Here is an 18,440-nt window from a genome sequence, read left to right as displayed (position 1 = left end):
TGGTCCGACCAGGCCATGCTTCAAGCTTGTGACAATGAATGAGGGAATCACAGGCACGATCCTGCGGAAAACCGCTTGCGAGGATGTTCTGATGGGCGGGCCGGGGAGATGAGCACGTCATATCTTGCCGCTAGAGTCAGGTGATATGTCCGAGACACCTCTGCCGTTCATGGTTGTGAGCCTGGTTGTGCTGGCCCTCTTCTTCGTGGTCGATCTTCTGGTGATCGGACGGCGACCACACGTGCCTTCCACCGGCGAGTGCGTGCGGCACATTGCCTTCTTCGTGGTCATGGCCTTGATTTTTGGTGCGCTGATCTGGAAGGTGGCTGGGTCCAAGCCGGCCATCGAGTTCTACTCGGGCTGGCTGACCGAGTACTCGCTCAGCATCGATAACCTCTTCGTCTTCGTCATCATCATGAGCAATTTTGCCGTGCCCTTGCGTCTTCAGCGCTATGTGCTCAGCATCGGCATCACTATCGCCCTACTGCTGCGCGGCGTCTTCATCCTGGCCGGAACGGCACTAATTACCCGCTTCACTTGGGTATTCTTCATCTTTGGCTTCTTCCTGCTCTATACCGCCTGGAACATGGTCTCCAGCCGCGGCAAGCAGGAGGAGTACCACGAGAACGGGCTGATCAGGATCCTGCGCCGGGTCATCCCCATCACCAGCCACTATGACGGTGAGCATCTGCGGACCACCTTTGAGGGCAAGCGCTACTTTACGCCCATGCTGGTGGTTTTCCTGGCCATTGGCACTACAGATGTCATGTTCGCCTTCGATTCCATTCCGGCCATCTTCGGACTGACTAAGGATCCCTTCATCGTTTTCACCTCCAACGTCTTTGCCCTGCTGGGCCTGCAGCAGCTTTACTTCCTGCTTGGATCCCTGCTGGACAAGCTGGAGTATCTGCCCCTTGGGCTGGCTGTGGTTCTGGCCTTCATCGGAGTCAAGCTGATCATGGAGGCTCTGCACGGCAACACGCTGCCTTTCATCAACGGCGGGCGGTCCTTGGCTGCCGTGCCGGAGATACCGACCTGGGCATCCCTGCTGGTCATCGTCCTGGCCATCGGCATATCCGCACTGGCCTCAGTGCTTAAGAGTCGCCATCAGTCCTTTGATTCAGCCGCACAGGGAGAAAAGTAATTAGCAATCCCCTGAGCCACAAGGATTGTTAGCGCTAACGGTAAATACTGGTTCCCAACAGCCTAAGTCTGTACAATAGAACGGTAAGTAAGAAAAAGAACAGGCAGGTAGCATATGCGCAAAGCCAAGATCGTCGATACCATCGGGCCGGCTTCGGAGTCGCTGGAGAACATCACCAAGCTGGTCAGGGCCGGCATGGATGTGGCCAGGCTCAACCGGTCTCACGGCACCCCCGAAGATCACCTCAAGGTTTACAACAACGTGCGTCAGGCCAGCAAGGAGACTGGACGCAACGTGGCGGCCCTGGTTGATTTGCAGGGTCCTAAGATTCGTTGCGGCTGGTTCAAGAAGAACGAGCAGGGCGAAGACAAGGTCTTCCTCAAGGAGGGCCAGGAGTTCACCATCACCACCGACGATGTCGAGGGTGACGAACACATGACCTCCACCACCTTCAAGGGTCTGCCCGGTGACTGCCATCCCGGCGATCCCATTCTGATTGATGACGGCAAGGTCCGTCTGGAGGTCACCAAGGTCGAGGGCAACCAGGTTCACACCAAGGTGGTCGTGGCTGGACCGGTCTCCTCCCACAAGGGCATCAACCTACCCGGCGTGGCCGTGAGCCTACCGGCATTGACCCCCAAGGACGAGGAGGACTTGCGCTGGGGCATCCGCACCGGCGCCGACATCATTGCCATGTCCTTCGTCCGCTTCGCCACCGACATCGACCGCGCCCATGAGATCATGGACGAGGAGGGTCGCCGCATCCCCATCGTGGCCAAGATTGAAAAGCCCCAGGCGGTTGAGAACCTGGAGGAGATTGTCAAAGCCTTCGACGGCATCATGGTAGCCCGCGGCGACATGGCTGTGGAGATGCCGTTCGAGCAGGTTCCCCTGGTGACCAAGCGCTGCATCGAGTTGGCCCGTCAGTACGCCAAGCCAGTCATCGTCGCTACCGAGGTTCTGGGATCCATGGTTCATTCGCCCATCCCCAGCCGCGCCGAGGCCTCCGACTGCGCCAATGCCGTCCTTGACGGTGCCGACGCCACCATGACCTCCAACGAGACCGCCGTGGGCGACTACCCTGACACCACGGTCTCTACAATGGCCCGGATCTCCGAATACGCCACCACCCACGGGTTTGATCGTATCCCGGATATGCACAACCTCGACATGTCGAACTCGGGTGCTGTCTCTTCCGCTGCCGTGGACCTGGCTGACAAGATCAACGCCAAGGCCATCGTGGCCTTCACTCAGACCGGCAACACCGTGCACCGCGTCTCCCGCGAGCGTCCGGCCGCCCCCATCTATGCGCTGACCACCGATGAGCACACTTATCATTGGCTGGCACTGAGCTGGGGCACCGAGGCCTTCATGTGTGAGCAGGACTACCACGACTTCAACCGCGCAGGCCTCATGGCCTTCGTGGACGCCACTTTGAAGAAGCAGGGCAAGGTCTCCGACGGCGACTGCCTGGTGGTGCTCAGTAGCGCCCAGGGCGAGTATGAGCCGGGAAACACCGACTGCATCTACGTCCACACAGTTGGCGCCAACGACTGATCTCCGGACTGCTGCCTGACTGCCGTCTGAGTCAGCCAGACAGCTGGACCGTTAGGGTCATTCGATGCTGACACAGCAAAGAACCGGTGGTCTTTCCCCGCCTAACAAGGTAGGGGGAGAGGTCACCGGTTCGCTATGTGATTGCTCCTGTGCTAGTCGGCTCGCTGCTAAGGCGTATAGGTAGCAGGCAATTGTCGCAGGAACAGCCTCAGTGCAGGTCGGACAGTCCGATTTTGGCTCGCAGAATGGCGATGGTGGTTTTAGCATCCAATATGGTCCCTGCAATTACCATGTCATAGGCCTCGTCCACGGTGAAGAGCCGCACATCCTGGTGGGGAGTTTCTGGTGCCAGGCTGGAGGGTTGCACCGCTGTCAAGCCCTCGGCATAGAAGAGCGTGGTGTGTTGCGTGGAGAAGCTTGGAGTGTTGATGAACCTCGCGAACTGATTAAAGGAGGCGGCCTTGTATCCGGCCTCTTCGCGCAGTCGTCTGGTAGCCACATCGATGGGGGCTTCCTTGTCGTTGAGCGGATGGCCGGCCGGCAGCTCAAGGGTCCAACGATGGGTGGGCAGACGGTACTGCTCGACAAGGGGTATCCTTCCATCGTCGGTGATGGCTAGGACGGCGATGGTGTCTCCATGCTTCTCGCTGACGATGCTGCGATCGAAGGTCTGATTGTTACTGGATTCAAAGGTGACCCTGTCGACGCTGAAGTAATGGCTGTCCATAATTTGCTTGCGGGCCTTTTCCTGGACGGGGGAGGTGCGCCAAGGATCGAACCGTCGATAGATCTGAGTGGTCATCATGCTCTCCTTCGACTGCTGATGTGCCTGTATACATAACTGTCTTCATTCTAAGGCAGATTCAACACGAATAACCTTGCGTCGTCGCCAAAGTATGGTAAATTCTCTGTGGTAACGAAAAGCCCCCGTATCCCAATTGGTAGAGGAAACGGCCTCAAAATCCGTGCAGTGTGAGTTCGAGTCTCACCGGGGGCACGATAAAGCGAACCCCATCCGTCACTCATCGGTTTTCGGTGGAGCCAGGATGGACTTTCAGGAAACGAGGTTGAAAGTGGCTTCAGAGAGTAAGAACCGCAGCGATTCCCCCGAAGGGCGGACCGTGGTTGTGGCGGAAGATGAGGCTTTGATCAGGCTCGATACTGTCGAAGCTCTCGAGGATGCCGGCTATGACGTGGTCGGCCAGGCGGCCAGCGGCCAGGAGGCCATTGATCTGACTCGTGAGCTGAGACCCGATGTAGTCGTTATGGACGTGAAGATGCCTGGCACCGACGGCATTACCGCCGCCACTGAGATCGGCAAGGAAAATCTGGCCCCGGTGGTTATGCTGACGGCGTTTTCTCAGCAGAGTCTGGTCGAGAAGGCGGCTGATGCTGGGGCTATGGCCTATGTGGTCAAGCCCTTTGCTCCGGAAAAGCTGCTGCCCGCCCTCGAGGTGGCCATTTCACGCTTCGATCAGATCAACGCCCTGAAGGACGAGGTCACCGACATGAAGGCCCGTTTCGAAGCCCGGAAGCGGGTGGACAGGGCCAAGGGCCTGCTCATGGAGAGCATGGGCATGACTGAGTCTGAGGCCTTCCGCTGGATCCAGAAGACTTCCATGGACCGCAGGCTGACCATGCAGGAGGTGGCCGACGTGGTCATCAACAACGTGGCCAATCAGAACGATCGTTAGTCATTCTTATGGAAGACCAGACGAAGGAGCAGGACAAGGACGGCCACACCCTGCTGGTCGTCGATGGACATTCGCTGGCCTTCCGGGCCTTCTATGCCCTTCCCGTCGAGAGCTTCACTACCTCGACGGGGCAACCCACCAACGCGGTATGGGGCTTTGCCACCATGCTGGCGGATGTCATGGCCAAGGAGAAGCCCACTCACATGGGCGTGGCCTTTGACGTCAAGGGCGGCACCTTCCGCAACGCAATGTTGCCCCAATACAAAGGCACCCGTGAAGCCGCTCCCAAGGAACTGCTGAGCCAGCTGCCTCTGATCCAAGACCTGCTTAAGGGCCTGGGCATCACTTATATCGAAAAGCCCGGTTACGAGGGCGACGATATCATCGGCACGCTGGCCACCATGGGGGAGCAGGCCGGGTTCAAGACCCTGGTCCTGTCGGGGGACAGGGATGCCTTCCAGCTAGTGGACGATGACATCACCGTGCTCTACCCAGGCCACCACTTCAAGAACCTTAAGCATATGACGCCCCAGGCCATCATGGATCGCTACAAGGTGACCCCGGAGCAGTATCCGGATCTGGCCGCCATGCGCGGCGAGGGGGCCGACAACATCCCTGGCGTGCCGGGCGTGGGCGACGGCTATGCCGCCAAGTGGATCAACAAGTACGGATCGTTGGATTCCATTCTGGAACACGCTGACGAAATCGGCGGCAAGAAGGGCCAGGCATTGGCGGAGAATGCCGACCAGGTGCGGCTCAACCGGAAAGTCAATGCCCTGGTGCGCGACCTGGATCTGGGTGTGAAGGTGGAGGATCTGCGTTTCGGCACCATCCATACGGATCAGGTTCTGCCCATCTTTGAGCAGCTTCAGTTCGGCCCGCAAACCCGCAAGAAGATCCTGCGCGGATTCAACACGGTTGCCGATTACGATTACTCTCCAGCTTCAGCGCTGGTGGATGTCAGCAACAAACAAGAGGAGTTCACGCAGCCCGAGCGTGATAAGGCGGAGTCCGCCGACCAGCTGCGGGACTGGTGCGAGAAGCATCTGCCGGATAAGGCCCTCTGCCGGCGCTCGGCAGACCATGTCAAGGCCATGGCCGATGCCCTGGACCAAATTAAAGACATCGGAGACTCCGACCAGAATGCCATGCGCTGCAGTGAAGCCATGAAAGAGCACTGGGTTCTTCACGCCATCGGCTGGGCCAAGCACGGCGACTACGGCCTGGAGGAACTGGCTGTTCTCTCCATGGATGGCCACGGCCTGGTCCTTATGGCGGAAGACATTGACGAAGCCATGCGTGAGGCCATCCAGGAGCTGATTGACCAGCGGATTGGCACCTGCGTGGTCCATGGTTACAAGGAGCATCTGCACTTCTTGGAGAGCCAGGGACTGCACATGCCCCTGCCCCTGTTCGATACCAAGCTGGCAGGCTATCTGGCTGAGCCTGATTTCCATGCTGACAATCTGGAACAGGCCGTAGCCCATTTCCTGGCCATCCCCGTAGAGGAGGAGCCTGAAGCCACACAGGGGGCCCTGGCCCTGGACGGGCGAGAGGATGAGGACGAGCGTCGACGGGGGACTCGGATTCTTCGTCAGGCGCAGTACGTCATGATGGTTTCCGAGCGCCTGCAGGAACTTATGGACGAGCGTTATCAGTACGGGCTGCTCCGCACCATAGAGCTGCCCACCTCCGCAGTCCTGGCGCAGATGGAGACCGAGGGCGCCAAGGTGGACGATGCCCGCCTGAAGGAGATGCACGACCGGTTCGCCGCAGAGGCCCGTCAGGCTCAGGAAATCGCTTGGGATAAAGCCGGCAGCCGTGTCAACCTGCAGAGCCCCAAGCAGCTTAGCAAGGTGCTCTTTGATGACATGGGCCTGGTGCCCACCCATAGGACTAAGACCGGTTCCTATTCCACCAACGTCTCGGTCCTGCAGGACTTGTACATCAAATCGGTCAACAACGAACGGGCCAACGACTTCCTGGGCGCGCTCCTCAAGCACAGGGAGACCAACAAGCTCAAGCAGATTGTGCAGACCCTCCGCGAGGCCGTCAATCCCCGGGATGGACGGCTGCACACCACCTACGAGCAGACCGTGGCCGCTACTGGCCGGTTGAGCTCGGTTGATCCCAACTTGCAGAACATTCCCAACCGGGATGCCCGTGGGCGTGAGATTCGTTCGGCCTTCGTGCCTGGCAGCGGGTACGAGGCGCTGCTTTCCTCGGACTACTCCCAGGTGGAGCTGCGGATCATGGCCCATCTTTCCGGGGACCAGGCCTTAATTGATGCCTTCAAGTCTGGCGCTGACTTCCACCGGTACGTGGCCAGTCTGGTCTACGACATCCCCATGGAGGATGTCACTGGGGACCAGCGCTCCCATGTGAAGGCCATGAGCTATGGGCTGGCCTATGGACTGAGCACCTATGGCCTGGCCCAGCAGCTCAAGATCAGTCCGGCCGCGGCTGATGTGCTGCGCGCCAAGTACTTCGCCACCTTCGGCAAGGTCCATGAGTACTTGGAGTCCCTGGTGGCCGATGCCCGTGAGAAGGGTTACACCGAGACCATGTTCGGTCGGCGGCGCTACTTCCCGGGGTTGCGTTCCAAGCGTCGTCCTACCCGCGAAGCCGCCGAGAGGGCCGCTCTGAACGCGCCCATCCAGGGGTCAGCTGCCGACATCATGAAAATCGCCATGATCAAGGCCAGCCGTGCCTTGTCCGATCAGGGGCTGAAGAGCCGAATCTCCCTGCAGATCCACGATGAATTGCTGGTGGAGATCGCTCCCGGAGAGACCGACAAGGCCACCAAACTGGTCAAGGATTCCATGGAACATGCCGTTGAATTGGCCGTGCCCCTGGATGTGTCCACCGGCATTGGCCAGGATTGGGAGCTGGCCGCTCACTGAACTAACATGGGGTGGTCTGGGCCCAGCAGGATCCGAGGAGGGATCGTTATGTCTGATGGGCAAGATGAGGTTCAGAGGCCTTCGGTGTCCCTGGGCCAGGTTGTGAATCTGCTGGAGGGGCTTTACCCCTTGGAATACGCAGAGGACTGGGATTATCCTGGTCTGGTGGCGGGGGATCCGTCCTGGCCGGTCAGGCGGATTTGGTGCGCCGTAGACCCTCGGCCCGATGTGGTTCAGGAGGCTCTTGACCACAAGGCCGACCTGCTGATCACCCACCATCCGCTCTTCTTCAGGTCGGTCCACCAGGTTTCCGGCCAGGATTTCCGCGGGGATATGATAACCAGGCTGATTGAGGGCCGTTGTGGGCTCTGGGTCGGGCATACCAACGCTGATGCTGCTTACCGTGGCGTGGCCCAGGCCGCTGCCGATGTTCTTGACCTGCAGGAGGCGAGACCACTGGCGCCTCAGTCGGTCTCTAAACGCGATTTGCACGCTGATCAGGGGATTCAGGTAGGCCTGGGTCGTTGGGGACGACTTCCTAAGCCCGCACCATTTGAGGATTTGGTCCATACCGTGGCGGGCCTCCTGCCCAGGACGGCTCTGGGGGTTCAGGCGGTCGGTGTGCCCGAGGCCATGGTTTCCACGGTCGCCCTGCTGCCCGGCTCGGGGGACTCCGAGTTCGACCTGGTCCGGTCCACGGGGGCAGATGTCTACATCACCAGCGATTTGCGCCATCATCCTGCCACGGATGCCTACCAGCAGGCCCTTTATGAGGCCCGGATGGCGGGTCGTCCCAATCAGCCCAGACCCATGCTGATCAACACCCCGCACTCGGCCATCGAAAGTCTCTGGTTCCGATACGCCAAGGGAGACATTGCCAGGGCCCTGGAGATGGCTACTGGTGTTCGTCCACAGGTGGAGGTCTCATCAATCGTCACCGACCCTTGGACCATGGTGGTGCGCTGACGGCTGGGGGGTTGATGATCGAGGAGGAATGATTGCATGAGCGATGAAGCACAGGATCTGCAGGCACGATTGGCCGCCAGACTGGCCGACCGGGATGCCCAGGGGGCCAAGGGCATCGATATGACCCGTGTACCCGAGCTGATGGATGATAGGGAGGTCTTCCGCGGTCCGATATTCGTTATCGACCAACAGCAGGTGGCCATGTTCCGGCGTGACGGCTCTAAGGAGATCATCGACAGACAGCTCATCCGTCATGCCCCCTGCGTGGTCATGCTGGTGCACGACTGCACTGCCGATGCCTATCTGCTGACCCGCGAGTACCGGGTGGGCGCCCAGGCCTACGTATTCGGCCTGCCAGCCGGCTTCATCGACCCGGGCGAGAGCCCTGTCAAGGCCGTCCTGCGCGAGCTGCGTGAGGAGACCGGTTTGGTACCCGGGCCTGAGGGTGCTCCGGGCTCAGAAAGCCATCTGGATCCGGACAACGGCTGGATTGATGCAGCTCCCGATGTCTACTCCTCCCTGGGCATGAGCGACGAGCTCGGACACATCGTGGTCCTGCATTTGCGTCGCTGGCATCAGGGGCCAACCGACTTCGACCCGGGCGAGCACATACAGTCGGCCTGGGTCTCCTGGCAGGAGCTGTGCGCAGCTGGAGTCGCCGATGCCAAGGCGGTGGTTGCCATTCAGCACGAGGCCATTCGTCGTCTGCAGAAGGATTAATGTCGAGGCATAAAGTTCATGATCGGCCAAGCAGAACATACCAGTGGTATGATAGCATTTTGCCGGACAAGATGGTCAGACCAGGATGGTCAGGCATTGATGCACTGACAGGAAGGGGAGCACCGCATGGGCACGCCGAAGGATCCCGAAGGGCATCGCAATCAGATCCTTGATGTAGCCGAGCGGCTCTTCCTGGAAAAGGGCTACGACGGAACCAGCATTCAGGACATTGTCGATGGTCTGGGTGGGATGACCAAGGGAGCTGTCTACTACCATTTTCCTTCCAAGACGGCCATTTTCCATGCGGTCACTGAGCGCATGGCTTCGTCCTCATCCCAGGGGGACTGGCTGGGGGAATGGCCCGGAAAAACTGGCCTTGACAAACTGCGCAACGAGCTGATTGCCTCCCTGTCGGCTTACTCGCGTCTCGATGTGACCTTTTCAGCCAGAACCCTGCTGAAGAGCCCCCGCATGGTCGGGGAGATGTACTTGAAATCCATGGACAGGATTGTGGACGTGATCACCCCCTACGTTCGAGAAGGCGTGGAGGACGGCTCCATTGCCCCCTGCTATCCCGAGGATCTGGCCCAGGTGCTCTATATTCTGCTCAACATGTGGATAGGGATCCGGTTCTCGACCATGACTCGGGACCAAGTGGTTTCCAAGTTCACTCTGTTGGCCGATATGCTCAAGGGGATCGGGGCACCGGTCATAGATGATCGGGTCATTCGCGCAGCCGTGCACTTGCATGCGCATCTGAAGAGCAATCCACTGACTGCCCGTGGTGGGGAGTCCACTCAGGAGCAATGTGACCAGGATCAGGATCACGAGGCCTCTCTGAGCCGAGAGATCTCTTAGGGCCGAGAGGGCTCTGGCGATTAGCAGGATTCGGGCACTCAACGGGTGAATGGTTTTGTTTCCGCTAAACATACCATTGGTATTTTTGAAAGGAGTTTCATGAAAGTTCTGGAGGCGGACGGTATCGTCCAAGTGTTTGAAGGCAGGGAGGTGCTGGCTGGGCTGGACCTGTCATTGGAGCAGGGCGAAATTCTGGGCCTGTTGGGAGCCAACGGGGCTGGCAAGTCCACGCTGTTGAAGATTCTGACTGGAATGCAAAGACCTGCCGGCGGACGGGTCCGTTTTCTGGAGAAACCTCTCAGCGAAGGCTACCCGGGCAGCTTGGCAAGGATGGGGGTGTCCATCAACGAGCCCGTATTTTATGAGTCCTTCAGTGCCAGGCAGAACCTGGAGATCGACCTGTCCTACCATGCGTTGGCAAGCGGGGAGCATAGAGCCGTTGATCTTGCCGGAATCAGCCAACTCTTGGAGAACGTCGGATTGACTGCCGATTCAACCACGCCTGTTGGCAGATATTCCATGGGCATGAGGCAGAGGCTGGCCCTGGCAAGATGCATGGGCCATCATCCTGACCTTTACCTACTGGACGAGCCGCTCAACGGATTGGATCCTGTGGCCATCGGACAGTTGCGAAACAGCCTGCGAAGTCTGGCTGCCCAAGGCAGTGCGGTCCTCTTTTCCAGCCACATCCTCTCCGAGGTGCTGCACACTGCCGACCGTGTGATGGTGGTGGCGGACGGCAGGGTAAGTCTGCGGGCCAGCGTCTCTGAGCTCCTCAATAAGGGCCAAGAGGCCGCCGAACAGACCCTGATCAATGCTATGGAGGGCTGATATGAAGACGCTGCTGCAATTGGAGCTGAAAAAGACGAGACTATGGCCCTGCATTTTCGCAGGACTGGCAGTGGTGGCCGCATCCTTGGCCCTGGGAGGCATGTTCCTGGCCATTGGCCACACGAGCGGGCGGTCTGATCCTCGGCTGTCCAGTCTGGCTTTCGTGTTGCAGATGGCCATGGTCATCCTTCTGGTAGGTTTCTCTTTGGTGGCCGCTGCCCTCTGCAACCTGGTCTTCATCGAACCCTATACAGGGAGGAATCTGACACTCACCCTGTCGTGCCCCATCTCGCGGGAACGAATTCTGCTGGCCAAACTGGTGTTCGTCGGCTTCTTCACGGCCCTGTCCTATCTGGCGGGGACGGCCGTTACCCTGACCGTCTTGCTGCTGGTCGACCGTCTTGTGGGTTCACTCGGAAAGGGTTCGCCAGGCAGCCTGTTCGGACAGGTTCTCTTCATGCTGGTCACCAGTCTCGCGGGACTGGCAGGGCTGGTCGGCATTGCCCTTTCCTTGGGCTTCTGGAAACGCTCGCTGCCCATCATGTTTGGGGTCCTGCTCCTGCTGGACGCTCTGGTGGGCAACCTGCTCTCCCTTTCCCCACTGCTGTCCGCGCTTGTACTTCCTATCATCTTTCTGGCCTCCCTGCCGGCCTGGTGGTTGCTTCGCCGGACTCTCATGAAGATCGAACTGCCCTGAACGGCTGCCGACCATGCAGGAACTTCTGAAGAACAAGCCTTTCGTGACCATGGTTCTGGCCAGTCTGTTTAATACGGTCGGAGGCGAGCTTTTCAACATCGTCTTCATCGTCTATGCCCAGACCATGCCCTTTGCCGGACTAGCCGTCTCCATAGCTTCAATGGCCTGGGTGGCGCCAACGCTGACGGCCATTCTGACCGGATACTTGGCCGACAGGACCGCGCACAAGACACGGATGCAAGTGGTGATCAAGCTGATTCAGGTGTGTATTTACCTGGCTATGGCCATGACAATCGGCAGGTCCAAGAGTTTGCCCGTCTTTCTGCTGCTGGTAGCCATGGACATGACATCTTCCATGTTGGAGGGATATGCAGGCAGTCTGTGGATGCCGGTCCTCAAACACCTGGTCCAGCCAGGCCAGCTCCATCAGGCGACCTCAATCACCTCCGCTGCATCCAATGTCGCGGCTGTCATCAGTGCAGGCGGAGGTGCGGTGTTGATCGCTATCCTGGGCAACAGATTCGCTGTATTCGCGCTGATCAATGCTGCCACCTTTCTGCTGGCGGGAATTTTGGTGGCCATTGGCTATAAGGCATTCGCCAGGGCGGAGGTCACAGGCAATGGTTCACCTGTGGGCAAGCATGTGGGCCTGTCCTCCAGCCTCCGTATGGCCTTGGGGGAGTTCCGCAGCTCTACATTCCTGGTCCTGATGGTGGGCTTCGGGTGTCTGGTCAACCTTCTGGGGACGGCTCTGCAGCCCCTGCTCAATCTGGGGCTGATTTCCATGCCCGAGGTCTGGTGGGGAAGCTACGGCACAACCATAGCCGTAATCAACGGCATCTCCTCGCTTGGACTAATCCTTGGCGCACTCCTTGCCGCAGATCCGCTCAGGCGGCTGCCCATGGCCCATTTGCTGACCGGAGTCATGGCCGCAGCCGCCATGGTGGGGGTCAACCTGGTCTGGCTGCACATTCCTGCCCTGCTGTTCCTCCCGCTCCTGGTCATGAACTATCTTTTGGGCAAGATCAACCCTCGGTTCATGACCATGCTCATCAGCACAGTGGGCGAGGACCACCTGGCTGCAACTATGGGAGTGGTACAGACTGTCATGATGGTAGGGGCGCCTCTGGGGCAAATGATTTTTCTAACGCTGGGAAATCTGGTCGGCATCGCCATCACCATGTCGATTTATGCGAGTCTGACGGGCCTTCTGGCTCTGACGATTCTCCTTACAGGATTGCTGGGCATGAATGCCAATGATACGACTCCCGACATGGGACAAAAGCAAAAGTCGGGCTAGCCGGATTTGAACCGGCGACATCCTGCACCCAAAGCAGGCGCGCTACCAAGCTGCGCTATAGCCCGGCGCCCATCAGTATCACCGTATGGGCACAATGTATCAATATAGCACAGGGTCGGGTCCCCACTGGACCTCTAGGGGTGAGCAGGGAGCGGAAACAGCTCTGCGCCTACGGTTACCATGGTGACCATGACAGTGGAAGAGACATGGGCGGCGCCGCAGGCGGGTGGCCCCTTGGATGCAACGGTGACCATACCGGGGAGCAAGTCCCTTTCGAACAGGTATCTGATTTTGGCGGCCCTGGGAAGTTGCCCTGTCAGGTTGACTGGTCTACTCAGGTCACGTGATACGGACCTGATGATTCAGGCTCTGGAGGCCCTTGGCGTGGGCTGTCGGGTTGACCCGAACAGTCCCACAGAAGTGACAGTTGTTCCACCGGCAGGCGGACGTTTCCGTGGCGGCGCCCGGGTAGAATGCGGACTGGCTGGAACTGTTATGCGTTTCGTGCCGGGTCTGGCCATGCTGGCTGATGGCCCCACACACTTCGACGGGGACCAGCAGGCCTATCGGCGACCTATGAGGCCCCTGTTGGACGGCCTGACCCAGTTGGGAGCCAGGATCGAGTACCTGGGCCAGGAAGGCTTCTTGCCCTTTGTGCTCACACCGCCGGATCGCCTGGTAGGCAAGGAGGTGACCGTAGACTCATCGGCATCCTCGCAGTTCATTTCCGGCCTCCTGCTCCTGGCTTCTAGGGCTGATGGCACTATGACCATCGTCCACTCTGGCCAGCATCTTCCCAGCCTTCCACACATCGCCATGACTGTTGAGGACCTTCGTCAGGCCGGAGTCCAGGTTCAGGCCAATCCCGACCGTTGCAGGTGGAGCGTTGAAGGCAGGGGATTTGCTGGGACGCAGCTGCCTGATCAGGTCCAGGTGGAGCCCGACCTGTCGAATGCGGCCCCCTTCCTGGGAGCGGCTCTGATAGGTGGCGGACAAGTCAGTGTGCCCAACTGGCCAGACGATACCACGCAGCCAGGCGGGTTGTTGCCCGGATATCTGGAGACCATGGGTGCGAAGGTAGACATGGTTCCCGACGGACAGGGTAGCGCCACCTGCAGGGTGACCGGAGGGGAAGCCATCCATGGGCTCGGCGACTTCGATCTGTCTCCGGCAGGGGAGATCGTGCCCTCTATTGCAGCCATCCTGGTTTTCGCAGACGGGCCCAGTCGCCTGCACGGCATCGGCCACCTGCGTGGTCATGAGACCAACCGGCTGAAGGCGCTGGCCACGGAAATCACCAAAATAGGAGGCCAAGCCCGCGAACTGGATGATGGCCTGGCCATTGAGCCCGTTCCGGCTCAGCGTATGCACGGGGCCGTCATGGAGACCTATGCCGACCATCGTATGGCTACTTTCGCCGCAATGATTGGTCTTAAGATACATGGCATCCGGGTGCGCAACATCGGCACCACGGCCAAGACCATGCCTGACTTCCCGGGTATGTGGAAGCGGATGCTGGCAAACGAGGGTCAAGGCTGAACCAGAGCGATTCAGGCGAAAGGAGCCGTGTTATGAGCATCGAGGATGAAAGGCAGACCTGGCAGGAGGATCTGGATCTGGCCATCGCCATGGCCGATCAGGCCGATCAGGTCACCGTGGGCTACTTCAAGTCGCCAGATCTTAAGGTGGAACGCAAGGCGGACAATACCCCGGTCACCCAGGCTGACAAAGAGGCGGAGGCGGTGATTCGTCGCGTTTTGGCCCGAACAAGGCCGAACGATAGCATCTATGCCGAGGAGCTGGGAAAGCAGGAGTCCAACGGCAGACGGTGGATCGTCGATCCGATTGACGGGACCAAGAACTATGTGCGCGGAGTCCCCGTCTGGGCGACTCTGATTGGCTTGGAGGTAGACCATCAGATGGTGGTCGGCACGGTATCGGCCCCCATGCTGGGCACCTGCTGGTACGCTGCACGGGGTCAGGGAGCCTACATGGCGCGTCAGGGCGAAGCCCCCAGGGCCATCCACGTATCAAATGTGAACCGGATGGAAGACGCCTCCATGTCCATATCGTCGCTGACTGGGTGGAAAGCCATAGGACGTCGGGAGCGGCTTCTTGACTTGACCGATCGGATCTGGCGCCTGCGTGGTTTCGGCGACTTCTGGCAATACATGCTCTTGGCTCAGGGGGCTATCGATCTGGCGGCAGAGCCGGAGCTTGACCTCTATGACATGGGTGCGTTGGTCCCCATCGTGACCGAGGCAGGGGGCAGCTTCACTGACTTGGCAGGCAACCCGGGTCCTTGGGGTGGCAATGGCCTTGCCAGCAATGGTCTTCTGCACGAGGAGGCCTTGGCGGCCCTGGGGGATTGACATATACAAGAAGGTCGGTGACCACATACATTACTGTGGTCACCGACCTTCTTCGTTCTTAAGACCAAGTTCTTAGAACCAAGACTCAATCACAATCATCTATCCTTCAACCAATTAGTGAGATTGAGAGGACAAGTCCGGTCAAAGGTCAGGCCCGGAACTTGTTGCCGTAGGCATCGCCCTGGCTGGCGACGACCTCTGCCTGGCGGGCGATGGAGAGCTCCTCGTTGGTGGGGATGACGCAGACGGCGACCGTGCTGTCGGGGGTGGAGATGATCCGGGCCTCCTTGGACCGCTGGTCGTTCTTCTCCTGGTCCAGCTTCACGCCGAAGGGCTCCAGCTGTTCGACGACCCGGCGACGCACGATCTCATCGTTCTCGCCCACGCCGGCTGTGAAGGTGATGGCATCCAGGCCGCCCATCTGGGCCGTGTAGTTGCCGATGTAGCCGACGATGCGGTGGATATAGATGTCAAGGGCCAGCTTGGCATCCTCATCGCCCTCGGCGATCAGCTTGTGGACCTCGCGCATGTCGCCATGGCCGGTCAGGCCGGTCATGCCGGAGCGCTTGTTGAAGAGGGTGTCCAGCTCATCCACGCTCATGTGGGCGTTGCGGATCAGGTGGAAGACAACAGCAGGATCGATGTCGCCGGTGCGGCCGCCCATGACCAGGCCCTCCAGTGGGGTCAGACCCATGGAGGTCTCGACGGGATGCCCGGAGACCTGCGCCGAAGCGGAAGCACCGTTGCCGATGTGCAGGACGATCTGCCGCAGGCCTTCTGCAGGCTTGCCCAGCAGACCGGGAACCAGCTGGCCCACATACTGGTGGCTGGTTCCGTGGGCGCCGTAACGACGGATGTGGTACTGCTTGGCAATGTCCTTGTTGAGAGCGTAGGTGGAGGCCTTCTTGGGCAGCTCGAAGAAGAAGGAGGAATCGAAGACGAAGACCTGCGGGGTCTGGGGCATCAGCCGGCTCATGACTTCGGCGCCCTCTGCCTCTGGTCCGTTGTGCAGAGGGGCCAGCACAGCCAGATCCTTAACCTGACTCAGGGTCTTCTTGGTCAGGAGTGCAGGCTTGGGGAAGATGGCTCCACCCTGGACGACACGGTGGCCAACGGCGATGATGCCGGCCTTGTCCAGATCAGGTCCATACTCCTTGAAGAAGCCCAGGACACGCTTGAGCCCGACCTCATGGTCGTGGATGGGCTCCTCAAGCTCGTGCTTTTCGCCGTTGACCTCATGCTTGTAATGGCCGTCGGTGGGCTCGCCGATCTTCTCGACCAGACCCGAGGCCAGGCTCTGGCTGGTCTCCAGATCGACCAGCTGGTACTTGATCGAGCTTGAACCCGAATTGATGACTAGGACGGTTTTCGCCATTGGGGCATCCTCCTGATGTGCTTGTATAGAGCCTGCGCTCTTCAATCAGTCTTCAAGATTACTCGTCGGCCCTTACAAGGAGCGGTATATTGCCGGGCTGACATGATTTTGGGGCTGCTTCTGGATCCGTTTTGGAGGTAGGATCCAGTGGCAGCCCCAGAGGTTTATGGAGACGTTACAGGGACGGCGATCAGTCCTGGGCCTCGACGGCGGTCAGGGCTACGGTGTTGATGATGTCGGCAACCAATGCACCGCGTGAAAGGTCGTTTACCGGCTTATTCAGACCCTGTAGGACCGGTCCGATGGCCAGAGCGCCCGAGGTGCGCTGTACGGCCTTGTAGCCGATGTTGCCGGCGCTGAGACTGGGGAAGACGAAAACATTGACCTTTCCGGCAACCGGATCACCCTTGGCCTTGGTGGCTGCCACAGTGGGGGACCAAGCCGCGTCGAACTGGATGGGGCCCACGATGGGCAGGTCCGGCGCCTTCTCCTTGGCTAGGCGGGTTGCCTCTTCAACCAGGTCGACATCCGGGCCCTTGCCTGATCCCAGGGTGGAGTAGGAAAGCATGCCTACGCGCGGGTCCACACCGAAGGAGCGAGCGGTTTGGGCCGACTGGATGGCGATGTCGGCCAGTTGCTCGGACGATGGGTTGAGGTTGATGGCGCAGTCGGCAAAGACCGCCACATGGTCGGGGAAGCACATGAGGAAGGCTCCGGATACCAGAGATGCGCCCGGCTTGGTCTTGATCACCTGCAGGGCGGGGCGGACAGTGTTGGCTGTGGAGTTGATGGAGCCGGACACCAGGCCGTCGGCCTTGCCCAGCACCACCAGCATGGTGCCGAAGTAGGAAGGATCGGCAAGTTGCTTGCGCGCCTGCTCCGGAGTCATGCCTTTCTTGGCGCGCAGCTGGCAGAGGCGATCGACCATGGGGGCCAGCACTTGCTCGTCGTCCATGGGCTGGAAAGCGGCCTTGTCCAGGTTGTTGAGGCCAAGCTCCTTGCCACGCGCGAGAATGGAATCCTTGTCGCCCACGATGATCAGATCGACTATGTTGCGCGCCAGCAGGTAGTCGGCGGCCTTGATGATGCGGTCCTCGCCGCCCTCAGGCAGGACTATGGTCTTCTTGTCGGCCTTGGCTTTGGCCAGCAGATCGTTCTGGAAGGCCACAGGCGTGGTGGCCTTGGGGCTGGCGGCTTGGGCGGCCTTCAGCACCTGGTCGATGTCCACCTCCTGCTGGAATGTTTGGCTGGTGGCCTGGCGGGCCTGGTCGGCGGACGGATCCGTGTCGAAGTCCATCTTGGTGACGGTCCAGGTCGGTAGATCGTACTCCTGGAAGGCCTGGTTGAGAGGCGCCTTCTGCTCAGGCTGGCATCCGGTGATGAAGACTCCTGCCAGCACTGCTCCCTGCGCCTCGATGGTTCTGCGGCAGGCAGCCACGGTCTTCATCACCTGACGGGGTTCCCTGCCGATGGTGCAGACGGCCAACATGACCGGAGACCTCAGGTCGGCAGCAATCTGCGCATTCAGAGCAAACAAGCCAGGATCGAAGAACTTTGAAGCATCGCTGCCTACGATTAGAACGCGCTCGGGATGGGTGGCCTCCACCAGCCCGTCATAAGCGTTAAGGACATCGGCCCGGGTCTGCATGGGGTCCTCAGTGGCGTGCCCAGGGCACTTGCCACGGCAGATTTCAGGGTCCGTGTCAGGGAATGAGCTGGCTGCAACCAGTTCCGGGGTCAGCTGGTGCTTCCTGCAGGCGATTGGCCTGAATACGGCCGTTTTGGCTTTGGCGCTCAAAGCCTTGGTCAGGCCGTAGGCCACAACATTGCGGCCGTTGGCGGCTTCTGGGCTAATGATGGTGATGCTTGCAAGACTCACGGTGTCTTCTCCTGTCCGGACGTGGCTGTCTCGATGACTGCTTTGTTCACAACCTTGTCCAGTATAGGGCCATCAGTGATTTTCCAGGCCGTAAAAAGCCGTAATAGAGGAACCGCCCGCCACGCGGGTTACGCATGACGGGCG

At 59.6% G+C, this 18,440-nt stretch carries 15 protein-coding genes and 2 tRNA genes; 13 read left to right on the top strand and 4 right to left on the bottom strand.

Annotation, left to right across the window (positions count from 1 at the left end):
* Positions 1-145: 145 nt before the first annotated feature.
* The gene (locus CI603_RS03770) at positions 146-1,144 is read left to right on the top strand and encodes a TerC family protein (protein ID WP_121913101.1); all 999 of its coding nucleotides are present in this window, start codon (positions 146-148) and stop codon (positions 1,142-1,144) included.
* A 114-nt stretch (positions 1,145-1,258) separates the two neighbouring features.
* The gene (pyk, locus tag CI603_RS03765; protein WP_121913100.1) at positions 1,259-2,701 is read left to right on the top strand and encodes a pyruvate kinase; all 1,443 of its coding nucleotides are present in this window, start codon (positions 1,259-1,261) and stop codon (positions 2,699-2,701) included.
* Between the two features lie 208 nt (positions 2,702-2,909).
* Here pyk and CI603_RS03760 read toward each other — a convergent pair whose 3' ends face one another.
* Complete coding sequence (locus tag CI603_RS03760) at positions 2,910-3,503, bottom strand: NUDIX hydrolase (RefSeq protein ID WP_121913130.1); 594 nt, start codon at positions 3,501-3,503, stop codon at positions 2,910-2,912.
* Positions 3,504-3,624: 121 nt separating this feature from the next.
* Between CI603_RS03760 and CI603_RS03755 the strand changes: the two genes are divergently transcribed.
* The 9 genes from CI603_RS03755 (at position 3,625) to CI603_RS03715 (ending at position 12,670) form a co-directional block, all read left to right on the top strand.
* Positions 3,625-3,698: transfer RNA gene (locus CI603_RS03755), tRNA-Leu, on the top strand.
* A gap of 49 nt (positions 3,699-3,747) precedes the next feature.
* Positions 3,748-4,395, top strand: coding sequence for an ANTAR domain-containing response regulator (locus CI603_RS03750; protein ID WP_015021953.1), 648 nt, complete (start codon positions 3,748-3,750; stop codon positions 4,393-4,395).
* An 8-nt stretch (positions 4,396-4,403) separates the two neighbouring features.
* On the top strand, positions 4,404-7,298 hold the full coding sequence (gene polA, locus CI603_RS03745; protein WP_121913099.1) for a DNA polymerase I: 2,895 nt from the start codon (positions 4,404-4,406) through the stop codon (positions 7,296-7,298).
* Positions 7,299-7,346: 48 nt separating this feature from the next.
* Positions 7,347-8,264, top strand: a complete 918-nt coding sequence (locus tag CI603_RS03740) for a Nif3-like dinuclear metal center hexameric protein (protein WP_121913098.1) — start codon at positions 7,347-7,349, stop codon at positions 8,262-8,264.
* Between the two features lie 36 nt (positions 8,265-8,300).
* Positions 8,301-8,984 (top strand): NUDIX hydrolase, encoded by a 684-nt coding sequence (locus CI603_RS03735; RefSeq protein WP_121913097.1) that lies wholly within the window; start codon positions 8,301-8,303, stop codon positions 8,982-8,984.
* Between the two features lie 126 nt (positions 8,985-9,110).
* The gene (locus CI603_RS03730; RefSeq protein ID WP_121913096.1) at positions 9,111-9,842 is read left to right on the top strand and encodes a TetR/AcrR family transcriptional regulator; all 732 of its coding nucleotides are present in this window, start codon (positions 9,111-9,113) and stop codon (positions 9,840-9,842) included.
* Between the two features lie 99 nt (positions 9,843-9,941).
* Positions 9,942-10,673 (top strand): ABC transporter ATP-binding protein, encoded by a 732-nt coding sequence (locus CI603_RS03725; protein ID WP_121913095.1) that lies wholly within the window; start codon positions 9,942-9,944, stop codon positions 10,671-10,673.
* A gap of 1 nt (position 10,674) precedes the next feature.
* A complete protein-coding gene (locus CI603_RS03720; RefSeq protein WP_183122233.1) occupies positions 10,675-11,370 on the top strand; it encodes an ABC transporter permease in 696 nt (231 codons plus the stop codon).
* Positions 11,371-11,383: 13 nt separating this feature from the next.
* On the top strand, positions 11,384-12,670 hold the full coding sequence (locus CI603_RS03715) for an MFS transporter (protein ID WP_121913093.1): 1,287 nt from the start codon (positions 11,384-11,386) through the stop codon (positions 12,668-12,670).
* Here CI603_RS03715 and CI603_RS03710 read toward each other — a convergent pair.
* Positions 12,662-12,735 (bottom strand) — tRNA-Pro (locus CI603_RS03710). The genes CI603_RS03715 and CI603_RS03710 overlap by 9 nt on opposite strands.
* 115 nt (positions 12,736-12,850) lie before the next feature.
* Between CI603_RS03710 and aroA the strand changes: the two genes are divergently transcribed.
* Positions 12,851-14,209 (top strand): 3-phosphoshikimate 1-carboxyvinyltransferase, encoded by a 1,359-nt coding sequence (gene aroA, locus CI603_RS03705; protein WP_121913092.1) that lies wholly within the window; start codon positions 12,851-12,853, stop codon positions 14,207-14,209.
* A 32-nt stretch (positions 14,210-14,241) separates the two neighbouring features.
* Positions 14,242-15,042 carry a histidinol-phosphatase gene (gene hisN / locus CI603_RS03700; protein WP_121913091.1) on the top strand — a complete coding sequence of 267 codons (801 nt, stop codon included), beginning with the start codon at positions 14,242-14,244 and terminating at the stop codon, positions 15,040-15,042.
* 148 nt (positions 15,043-15,190) lie between these two features.
* Here the strand turns inward: hisN and CI603_RS03695 are convergent, their stop codons facing one another.
* Positions 15,191-16,417: an acetate/propionate family kinase gene (locus tag CI603_RS03695; protein WP_121913090.1), complete on the bottom strand. Its 1,227-nt coding sequence runs from the start codon at positions 16,415-16,417 to the stop codon at positions 15,191-15,193.
* Positions 16,418-16,607: 190 nt separating this feature from the next.
* Positions 16,608-18,296 carry a phosphate acetyltransferase gene (gene pta / locus CI603_RS03690; RefSeq protein WP_121913089.1) on the bottom strand — a complete coding sequence of 563 codons (1,689 nt, stop codon included), beginning with the start codon at positions 18,294-18,296 and terminating at the stop codon, positions 16,608-16,610.
* Positions 18,297-18,440: the final 144 nt, after the last annotated feature.

The sequence above is a fragment of the Bifidobacterium sp. wkB338 genome (assembly GCF_003688325.1).
Classification (GTDB): Bacteria; Actinomycetota; Actinomycetes; order Actinomycetales; family Bifidobacteriaceae; genus Bombiscardovia; species Bombiscardovia polysaccharolytica.
Note: the sequence above shows the minus strand (reverse complement) of the source record. Positions and strands in the feature narration are given on the sequence as shown.